The 8,929-nt window shown below is 56.7% G+C and carries 11 protein-coding genes; 6 read left to right on the forward strand and 5 right to left on the reverse strand.

Annotated features, from left to right (window positions below; translation table 11 throughout):
• The 4 genes from EOA60_RS38850 to ehuB form a co-directional block, all read right to left on the reverse strand.
• Window positions 1-123: ATP-binding cassette domain-containing protein (locus EOA60_RS38850; RefSeq protein ID WP_348632706.1), on the reverse strand; the 123-nt coding region annotated here is incomplete at its 3' end.
• A gap of 50 nt (window positions 124-173) precedes the next feature.
• Window positions 174-839 carry an ectoine/hydroxyectoine ABC transporter permease subunit EhuD gene (ehuD, locus tag EOA60_RS08860; protein ID WP_128311248.1) on the reverse strand — a complete coding sequence of 222 codons (666 nt, stop codon included), beginning with the start codon at window positions 837-839 and terminating at the stop codon, window positions 174-176.
• A gap of 3 nt (window positions 840-842) precedes the next feature.
• On the reverse strand, window positions 843-1,508 hold the full coding sequence (ehuC, locus tag EOA60_RS08865) for an ectoine/hydroxyectoine ABC transporter permease subunit EhuC (protein WP_128311249.1): 666 nt from the start codon (window positions 1,506-1,508) through the stop codon (window positions 843-845).
• A 64-nt stretch (window positions 1,509-1,572) separates the two neighbouring features.
• Window positions 1,573-2,418 (reverse strand): ectoine/hydroxyectoine ABC transporter substrate-binding protein EhuB, encoded by an 846-nt coding sequence (gene ehuB, locus EOA60_RS08870; RefSeq protein ID WP_127335983.1) that lies wholly within the window; start codon window positions 2,416-2,418, stop codon window positions 1,573-1,575.
• A gap of 208 nt (window positions 2,419-2,626) precedes the next feature.
• On the opposite strand from ehuB, the gene EOA60_RS08875 reads away from it, so the two are divergent.
• The 3 genes from EOA60_RS08875 to EOA60_RS08885 are packed head-to-tail and all read left to right on the forward strand — an operon-like array spanning window position 2,627 to window position 5,458.
• A complete protein-coding gene (locus tag EOA60_RS08875; RefSeq protein ID WP_127335982.1) occupies window positions 2,627-3,784 on the forward strand; it encodes a Xaa-Pro peptidase family protein in 1,158 nt (385 codons plus the stop codon).
• A 59-nt stretch (window positions 3,785-3,843) separates the two neighbouring features.
• Window positions 3,844-4,059, forward strand: a complete 216-nt coding sequence (locus tag EOA60_RS08880) for a hypothetical protein (RefSeq protein WP_127336156.1) — start codon at window positions 3,844-3,846, stop codon at window positions 4,057-4,059.
• Window positions 4,052-5,458, forward strand: coding sequence for an amidase (locus EOA60_RS08885; protein WP_128311251.1), 1,407 nt, complete (start codon window positions 4,052-4,054; stop codon window positions 5,456-5,458). Before EOA60_RS08880 ends, EOA60_RS08885 begins: the two co-directional genes overlap by 8 nt.
• 387 nt (window positions 5,459-5,845) lie before the next feature.
• On the opposite strand, the gene EOA60_RS08890 is transcribed toward EOA60_RS08885, so the two are convergent.
• The gene (locus tag EOA60_RS08890; protein ID WP_127335772.1) at window positions 5,846-6,811 is read right to left on the reverse strand and encodes a GlxA family transcriptional regulator; all 966 of its coding nucleotides are present in this window, start codon (window positions 6,809-6,811) and stop codon (window positions 5,846-5,848) included.
• Window positions 6,812-7,020: 209 nt separating this feature from the next.
• Here EOA60_RS08890 and EOA60_RS08895 point away from each other — a divergent pair, with 209 nt between their 5' ends.
• The 3 genes from EOA60_RS08895 to EOA60_RS08905 form a co-directional block, all read left to right on the forward strand.
• Entirely contained in the window at window positions 7,021-8,259 is a 1,239-nt protein-coding gene (locus EOA60_RS08895) for an FAD-dependent oxidoreductase (protein WP_127335771.1), read from the forward strand.
• A 19-nt stretch (window positions 8,260-8,278) separates the two neighbouring features.
• Window positions 8,279-8,545 carry a sarcosine oxidase subunit delta gene (locus tag EOA60_RS08900; protein WP_245479260.1) on the forward strand — a complete coding sequence of 89 codons (267 nt, stop codon included), beginning with the start codon at window positions 8,279-8,281 and terminating at the stop codon, window positions 8,543-8,545.
• Window positions 8,542-8,929: 2Fe-2S iron-sulfur cluster-binding protein (locus EOA60_RS08905; protein ID WP_206628112.1), on the forward strand; the 388-nt coding region annotated here is incomplete at its 3' end. The genes EOA60_RS08900 and EOA60_RS08905, both read left to right, overlap by 4 nt.

The following is an 8,929-nucleotide window of genomic DNA, read 5'->3' on the forward strand; positions in this document are numbered from 1 at the left end:
GGTCTTACCTGAGCCCGAAGGACCGATGACGGTGACCATTTCACCCGGCGCCACGTCCAGGTTCAAATTATCCAGAACTACGAAATCGCCGTAGGTTTTCCGCACATTCATGAACCTGACCATTGGGATCTCGGGTCCAGTCAGTTCCAGGGGAAATGATGACAGGTCTTGCATTAGTACAGTCCTAACTTGCGGCGAACCCACGCTTCGAAGCCACGAATAGAGGCGGCAGAGAATAGCGAGATCGTCAGAAACACGGCGCCAACGATCGTGTACGGTTCGAGGTAACGGTAGTTTTGACCGCCGATCGCGGTAGCGGATTGCATGAGTTCCGCTACGCCGATGACCGACAGCATTGGCGTATCTTTGAATATGCTGATCAAGTAGTTGCCCATGCCGGCCACCGAGGGTGGCAACGCTTGCGGAAGAATTATTCGCCGATAGGCCTGTGCGGCGGTCAGGTTGATCGCGGTGCATGCTTCCCATTGCCCCTTGGGAACAGATTCAATGCCCCCTCGGTAGACCTCGGAGAGATAGGCGGCATAATGCAAGCCAATGGCAATCATACCTGCAACCCAAGGGCTCAGCGAAACCCCATACTCGGGGCCGACGTAATAGACAAAGAAGATTTGCAATACGAGCGGCGTTGAGCGGACGAACTCTACGAACTCGCGGACTGTGACCGTCAGCGGGCGAAAGGGTGCGCGCTGAGCGATCGCAAACACCAGACCGAGCACAGCGGCGATTGCGTAGCCAAGTCCTGCCGCCATGAGGGTATTGACCGTCGCCCACAGCATCCGAGGCAGGATCTCGAGCGCAAATTGCCAATCCCAATGCATCGCTCAGCTCCTTCCCATTCTACGGGCCATCACGCGCTCCAGCGAACGCATGGTTGGCGTGATAAGGAACCGAGCAAAGATGTAATAAATGACGAGTGCGGTGCCGAAGGTCCAAGTCGAGAGATAAGTCGAGCTATTCAGTTGCTTGGCTTCGAACATGAGATCGGGCACCGCAATTAGCGCAACGAGCGCTGTGCTCTTGAGCAGTTCGATGACAAGATTGCCCCAAGCCGGCAGCATGATGGCCAATGCCTGAGGTATGATTATGCGCCGCATGCGCTTGGCAGGTGACATCGATAGTGCATAGGCTGCCTCCCACTGGCCGCGAGGTACTGATTTAATCGCCCCTACGACAAGTTGAGCTCCGTAGGCACCGGTGTTGAGTCCGACCGCCAAGAACCCCGTAAGGAAAGGTTCAAGCGTTATCCCAAAAAGCGGTAGCACGAAAAACAGCCAGAAAAGCTGCACAAGGAGCGAAGTTCCGCGAAAGAACTCCACGTAAATGACAGCGGCGCCCTTCACTGCGGGGTTGGATGACAAAAGCATGAGGCCTGAGGTCAGCGCGAGTGCTGTCGCCAGGGCCAAAGAGCAGAGAAACTGTAGGCCGGTGACCAGCATCCCGTCTATAAAACGGTCGCCGTACTCAGAGAGGAATGAAATGTAAGTCATTGCAACTCAGTTTGGAAAAAATGGGCGAGCTACGCGCCTAGCAGCTCGCCCACCCCTTGGGAGGTTATCTGTTTGCGCAAATCCAATCGGTCTTCGTGTCGCCGGGTAGCTGAGCCTTCGTGTACTTGAATTTTCCAGCAGCTTCCAGCATCTCTGGTGTTCCGAGGTACTTTGCCTGCGCTTCGTTATAGGCCTTCAGAAAGTCTTTATCTTCCGGCTTGAAGGCAATGGCGACCCAATTAAACGTCCACTCTGGAAGGGCGGCCGAGTCGGTAACCTCGATGTCATTCGGGGCACTCTGAACGAGGTCTTTCATCGCGAAGTCATTGCCGGCACCGGCGTCTGCCCGGCCAGCTTTTACGGCAGCAAGAACCTCTGTAAGGCCTGGCACTTGCATGATCTTGTCTTCGGCAATGCCCTCCTTGAGAGCCGCATCGACATTCACGAAGCCGGAGACCGTCGCCATCGTCGCGCCGGTCTTCTTGATGTCCTGATAAGTCTCAATGTGCTTGGGGTTGCCCTTTTTCACGATGAAAGCATCGCCGAATTTCCCCATCGGCTCGGCAAAGCTTACATTCGCGCACCGCTTGCCGGTTATGTACATGCCACCTGTAATGATATCGAAACGCCCAGCCTGCAGGCCTGGGATCAGGCCGCCCCAATCGGTCACGACCGGCTCGATATTCGTGTAGCCCATGGATTTCAGCACGCCGAGCGCTATGGCATTGGCAAAGCCCAAGGGCTCATTCTTATCGCCCGGGTAAGCCCAGGGGATCTCATGTGCGAAGCCGATCCGGATCGGCTTCCCTGCCTTAGCGCGGTCGGTCAGGTCATCGGCTTGACCGAAAGAAGTACCAAGAAACAATGCAGCGGCGGTGGTGAAAGTGGCCAATATGGTTCTGAATCTCATTGGTTCCCCCATTGGTTGGGTTTGATGCAGAATTGCGCAATTGGTGTACCACTGGACACACCGAGACGCAAGGGCTTCGCTGTGATAAAGCCCTAAACGACCAGAAATTCCGACAATTTGGAGAATTTCACTTGCGGTGTTTTGGGTTGCGGATTACTAAGGTATACCATTGGCGGGCCAATAGCCGTCACCACAGGAGGGAAGACCTATGACGTTCCAATCCCCTTTTCCCAAAGAGGAACTTGATCGCCGTCTCGCGAAAGCAAAGCGCGCGCTAGCTGAAAGCGACCTCGATGGGATCGTGATCGCTGTCCCTGAAAACATCTATTATCTCACCGGCCTCGATCATTGGGGCTTCTTCGCGGCACACGTTCTCGTTCTGAACCGAAATGGAGAAATGGCGCTCAGCTGCCGCGCCATGGAACGAATCACAGTCGAGAACCAGGTCACGAATGCGAAGTTCTACGGGCACAAGGACCACGAAGAGCTTTCGGACTATGTTCATCAAGCGATGAAGGACCTCGGCCTCGCGGGCAAGCGCGTCGGCATCGAGAAGCGCAGTCTGTTCCTCACGGCACGACATGCAGAGCGCATTCAGCACGACCAGACAGGCGTTCACTGGGTCGATGGATCTGGCATCTTGGACGACATTCGTCTGATCAAGTCGCCGCTGGAAATGGAATATACCCGTAAGGCGGCTCATGCCGTGGATCTGGGTACGTTAGCTGCTGTCGAGGCTGTGCATGATGGCGCATCCGACTACGAAGTCGCCGCGGCCTATCACAGCAAGATGATCCTCGAGGGAAGCGAGTATCCAGGCTTCGGACCATTCATCCGCCCGACCAGCCGCCTCGGTGAAGAACACACAACGTGGCGCGGCGAGATATTTAGGAATGGGGATGCGGTCTTCCTGGAAACCTGTGCCTCTTATCGCAAGTACCAGTCGCCGATGGGCCGGCTGGTTTACATTGGCACTACCCCTAAGGGCGTTGAGGCGTCTGCGGAACTCGCGATCCGCGGTATGAAGGCTATTTGTGAGGCCCTGAAGCCGGGCGCCGAGGCGGGCGATGCGTACGATGCTTGGCACGAAGTAGCCGCGGGCGCAGGTCTGGTCGACTATCAGCGACATCACTGCGGCTATCTGGTAGGCATCGGATTCCCGCCAAGCTGGACGGGCGGTTCGATGGTGACAAGCCTCTTCCCCAAGTCGACCCGGAAAATCGAAGTTGGCATGGTCGTTCACGCCCATTCCTGGTTTACGAACACCAAGGTGGCCGACTACTTCATCTCCAACACTGTCATGGTCACAGAGAATGGCGGCGAGATCCTGACCAACAAAACTCCCGAGACCTTGATCGTGCGCTAAACGTCCAAGCGTGCGCGCGACCGCGCGCGCACGCTCGCTGCCAACTCTGCGAGGACCCGATGCAGAAACTCCAGAAAGAAACCTTGATCGGCATATCCACGCAAATGGCCTCACATAGCTGGTCGGAAGCGGAGATAAACGAGCTCGTTAATCCGCAGCTGGGAATCATTACGGGCTTTCAGGATCTGCTGAATGAGCTTGAGCAACTCCGGAAGATTGATCTCGGAACCATCCCTCCGGCAATGGGTGTCCAAGGCGCAATCCCAAATGACTGACAATATTGCATTCAGAGACGTTAAGAGCCTCAAACAGCTGATTTCCACGCGGCAGATTACGCCCGCGGAGCTTGTCGACGTGTTTGCCGAGCGGATTGACCGCTACAATGTCCTGTCGAGGGCCTTCATCACGCCGACGATCGACGATGCAAAGAAGCAGGCTGCGAGCCTTTCTCGCGACGAACTGAGCGCATCTTCTTTCGCCGGCGTGCCGTATGCCTCGAAGGACCTGTTCGACGTTCGAGGTGTCCTGACCACAGCAGGATCCCGAGTCTTTCATGATCGGGTGGCCAAGAGTGATGCTTACGCTGTCGCCAAGCTTCGCGCGGCCAAAGCGATCAGCCTGGGCAAGACAAATCTGCATGAGTTTGCATACGGAGCAACAGGCGAAAACGAGGTCTATGGCACTTGCGTAAACGCGTACGACCCTACGCGCTTGGCGGGCGGCTCCTCGAGTGGGTCGGCCGCCGCTGTGGCATTCGGTCTGATTCCGGCAGCGCTTGGGACGGATACTGGGGGCTCTGTTCGCGCGCCCGCCGCGCTTAATGGCCTTGTGGGATTAAAACCGACCATTGGTCGCGTCCCGACGGCGGGCGTGGTGCCTTACTGCTGGACGCTCGATCATGTCGGCCTGATGACCCGGACGATCGCGGACTGTGCGGATCTCTTACATATTGTTGCTGGCTATGACCCATCCGATCCTGCTTCGGCCAATCGGCCCGTAGACAACTACAGCGAGGCGTTGGGGCAGGACATCCCGGGTCTGCGCATCGGCATCCCCAAAAACTTCTACTATGAGCGCGCCGACGATCAGATCCTGGCCGCCCTGGAGAGCGTCAAGGAATACCTCGTCACTGCTGGCGCAATGCTGGTTCCCGTTGCTTTTCCGGATATGGAGCATAGCCGGACCGTCTCTCTCACGGTGCAGATGCCGGAAGCGCTGAGCGCCCATTCGGCGTACGTGCAGGAGCGCGGGCACCTTTATGGGGCGGATTTCCGCGCGGGCCTCGCGCTCGGGCAGTGCATTCTGGCGGAACACTACGTCAAGGCTAAGCGATTCGTTGAGGTCTATCGACAGGAAACGAACAAGCTCTTCGACGGCGTTGATCTGATCCTCACCCCAGCCACGCCGGAAATCGCCCAAAAGGTCGGGACCGTCAAGGTGACCAGGAATGGCGTGAACGAAGCAATCGGCAATGCGATCACGCGTTATACGACGTTCTTCAACATGACTGGTCACCCCGCGCTGACAATGCCCTGCGCAATGCACTCTGAAGGCCTGCCTATCGGGCTCCAGTTGGTCGGACGCTACTTCGACGAAATGACCGTGCTTCGGGCCGCGCATGCAATCGAGCGGAGCGGCCGTTTTTCCATCCCGCTCCCTAAACTAGGCATGTGAGGTGTCGGTAGCATTGGGAAGTGCCTGCGGTGGATTTCTCTCCCAGGCGCTTGCGACCTGGAATTGCCTTACACGCCCGCATCTTGATGGCCGAGGGAGTGATTTCCGCCGCATCGCAATTGATTGGGGCGTTTCAACGTTGCGCAAATACGTGAGCGAAGACATTCGCCTTACGCAAGCACCAAGCTAGATGAATTTCGATTGTCAAACAAGTTCTCAGTCGGATGGTGAGGACTTCACCGGTCTTCAACGGCGGGTTACATCTCGGGCACATTGGTTCCAGCGGCAAGAGCCCAGCTTTGTGGGCTGGTTTGCTCGAATGAAGATATTCGTTCCAGTTCGATAGAGCAGAGAGTTGTTTAGGCAAAGAGGCCCGCGACTGCTACTCTATGTCGAACGAACCACGGTCATGTTCTTTCGGCTATCCGTCCGGCGGTGCCGAGGGCTTACACCGAATTGTTCTCGGAACGCTCGACAAAAATGCGAAAGACTGGAGAACCCCGCGGCTATTGCGATTTCGGTTATAGGCAATGTCGACTGCTGAAGAAGTTCATTTGCCTTTTCCAGCCTCATTCGCCGATAGAATTGCATGATCGGTTCGCCAATTTGTTCATTGAAAAGCCGTTGCAATTGCCTCGAACTTAAACCGGAGAGGCCTGCTATCTGCTGCTCGTTCAGCGGGTCGGCGATATGGCTCGCCATCAAATCGGTGGCGGCAATCAACGCTGGGTGGGTGATGTTCAGTTGCTGAGCCAAGGTCGCTCTCTGGGGCTCGTTCGCTAATCGCATATGCGTATGAATGAACCAGTCGCTGACGGCTTGAGCAAATACTGTCCCATGCTCGGAAGCAATGATGGCAAGCATCATGTCGAGCGCTGCTACGCCCCCCGCGCAGGTATATCGATCGCGGTCGATGATGAAGAGGCGCCGCTCTACAAGTAGGTCAGAAGAGAGCTCCTCGAGCGCCTCGATATGCTGCCAATGAACCGCAAATCGTCGGTTCGCCATCAAGCCTTGCCTGGCAAGGATCGCAGCCCCCCCCGAAATGCCGCCGAGTTTTACCTTTCGCGCGTTGAGCTTTCGAAGATATCGGTTCAGTTCGGGGTCTTCATAGGCCATCGGGTTTCCGCCCGCGACAACGAAGACAAGGTCGAAATCTAACCCTGAGTCTGCCATCGACAGAGTGTCAAAACCCCCTCCTGCCGTAGATCTGGCGAGCCCGCCGTGGGTCGAAACGAAGCTGAGCTCGTAGAGCTTCTTGCCCGCGAGATGATTTGCTGCTCGCAACGGCTCAACGGCGGAAGCGGTGGCCATCAGCGAATAACCTGTCGTCAGAATGAACGCCACGCGCATCTAGAATGGTGTACCTCCAAATTTAATATTCGAAAGCGGGGGAGGCTATATGGCAGGATATCTAATATTCATGTCCCTTTTAGGCAATTACAATCTCCAAGGTATGCCACTCTCGTCCTGAGCCCCCTGGTAAGTGTGGGGCGGACTCGATGTCGCGGCGTCTGCAAGAGCGATATTCAAACCTGCTCACCAGTAACAGGACCCGAGTTATGGTGTTTGCCCTTCTGAAGTACGGCATCTCGAAACGGTACCCGGCGCGTCAGGAAGTGCCGCTCACGCCCGATCTCAAGGAGCACTATGACGTCGTGATCATTGGCGGCGGCGGGCATGGTGCGTCACTGGCCTATCACCTGGCTAAGCATCACAACATTCGAAGCGTTGCGATCCTCGAGAAGGGTTATCTCGGCGGCGGCAACACGGCCCGAAACACCACCGTGATCCGATCGAATTACACGGACCAACGTTCGATCAGGTTCTATGCGAAGTCGCTGAGACTGTATGAGTCGCTCTCGAACGAGCTGGACTACAACATGATGTACTCCAGGCGAGGGCAGTTGACGCTGTCCCACTCCGACGGGGTATCGCGGTCGCTACGGCTGCGCGCAGACGCCGGCGTTTTCTGTGGCGAAGCAAACGAGATCGTTGATCGCAAACAGATCAAAGAGTTCGTTCCTTCCCTCAATCTCGACATCAAAGGCATGCCCATACTTTCCGGTCTCTGGCACCGGAATGCCGCGATCGCCCGGCACGACGCAGTGGTCTGGGGATACGCCATCAGAGCATGCGAACGTGGTGTCGAGTTGCACCAGCGTACAGAAGTCCAGGGCATGGACGTTGCAAACAATAAGGTGACGCGCGTCCGGACCAACCGCGGCGACATCTCGGCAGGGCTCGTGGTGCAGTGCGTGGCGGGTTACTCGTCCGTCGTCGCGAAGATGGTCGGCCTGAAGTTGCCGATAAGAAGTTATCCTCTCCAGGCGATGGTCACTCATCCGATCAAGCCGTTCCTTGATCCGATGGTCTCCTCGACCGCTCTCCACTGCTACATTTCGCAGTCAGCGAGAGGTGAGCTCGTCATCGGTGGCGGATCCGATCCGTATGAACTCTACAACACGCGATCCACCCTCGAACTCAAGGAGGGGCTTGCCGCCTCTGCGCTGGAGCTTTTCCCATTCATCGGGGAGCTGAAAATCTTGCGCCAATGGGCGGGTATCACCGACATGACGCCTGACTACAGTCCAATCATGGGCCAAAGTCCGCTCTCGAATTACTGGCTGGACGCCGGCTGGGGAACATGGGGCTTCAAGGCGACGCCCGCCAGCGGCTTCTTCCTGGCGAAGGCCATCGCCGACAACCGCATCCCGGAGGAAATCCGCTCCTTCCAACTGGATCGCTTCGAGCGCTTCGATCTTGTCAACGAAATGGGCGCTACCGCCGCCAGCCATTGAGGAGCTTAAAGTGAAAGTCATGACATGCCCTCTCAATGGGCCGCGAAACATAACCGAGTTCCAGTGCCATGGCGAAGTCCACCAGCACATCGACCCGACGAGCGCCAGCGACAAAGAGTGGTCCGATTACCTCTGGATGTCCAACAACACGGCGGGCATCGTTCGCGAGTGGTGGTGCCACACGCCTTCGAACTTCTGGTTTCTTGCTGAGCGAAACACGATAACCGACGAGATACTGGCCACTTTCGCCGTGCCTGCGGATGGTCCCTTGGGAGAGGTGCGATGAATAAGCCGGCACAGCGGCAGGGGCTGCTTATCGATGGATTGCAAAAGGTCGAGTTCACCTTCGATGGAAGAGAGTACGAGGGCGTAACCGGGGACACCATTGCGTCGGCCCTTGCTGCGAACGACGAGTGGATACTGTCACGGTCGTTCAAGTATCACAGACCCCGCGGTATCCTTACGATGGCCGCGCAAGATGCCAACACGCTGGTCCAGATCGGCAATGACGTGAGCGTCTTTGCCGATCGTCATCCGATTTCTGAGGGTCTTGCGGTTCGAGCGCAAAACGTCAGCCGCTCCGCCCGCAGGGACAGCGGCTTCGTGATGAACCGATTTTCGCGGTTCATGCCGGTGGGATTTTACTACCGGACCTTCTTCAAGCCGAAAG

The sequence above is a fragment of the Mesorhizobium sp. M1A.F.Ca.IN.020.06.1.1 genome, from assembly GCF_004023265.1.
In the GTDB taxonomy this organism is placed as follows: Bacteria; Pseudomonadota; Alphaproteobacteria; order Rhizobiales; family Rhizobiaceae; genus Mesorhizobium.

What these genes read in the sequence shown, in the direction of transcription:
- EOA60_RS08885 (WP_128311251.1), top strand. Translation starts at nt 4,052, where the DNA reads ATGACTGACAATATTGCATTCAGAGACGTTAAGAGCCTCAAACAGCTG.
- ehuC (WP_128311249.1), bottom strand. Translation starts at nt 1,508, where the DNA reads ATGACTTACATTTCATTCCTCTCTGAGTACGGCGACCGTTTTATAGAC.
- ehuB (WP_127335983.1), bottom strand. Translation starts at nt 2,418, where the DNA reads ATGAGATTCAGAACCATATTGGCCACTTTCACCACCGCCGCTGCATTG.
- ehuD (WP_128311248.1), bottom strand. Translation starts at nt 839, where the DNA reads ATGCATTGGGATTGGCAATTTGCGCTCGAGATCCTGCCTCGGATGCTG.
- EOA60_RS08890 (WP_127335772.1), bottom strand. Translation starts at nt 6,811, where the DNA reads ATGCGCGTGGCGTTCATTCTGACGACAGGTTATTCGCTGATGGCCACC.
- EOA60_RS08900 (WP_245479260.1), top strand. Translation starts at nt 8,279, where the DNA reads ATGACATGCCCTCTCAATGGGCCGCGAAACATAACCGAGTTCCAGTGC.
- EOA60_RS08895 (WP_127335771.1), top strand. Translation starts at nt 7,021, where the DNA reads ATGGTGTTTGCCCTTCTGAAGTACGGCATCTCGAAACGGTACCCGGCG.
- EOA60_RS08875 (WP_127335982.1), top strand. Translation starts at nt 2,627, where the DNA reads ATGACGTTCCAATCCCCTTTTCCCAAAGAGGAACTTGATCGCCGTCTC.
- EOA60_RS08880 (WP_127336156.1), top strand. Translation starts at nt 3,844, where the DNA reads ATGCAGAAACTCCAGAAAGAAACCTTGATCGGCATATCCACGCAAATG.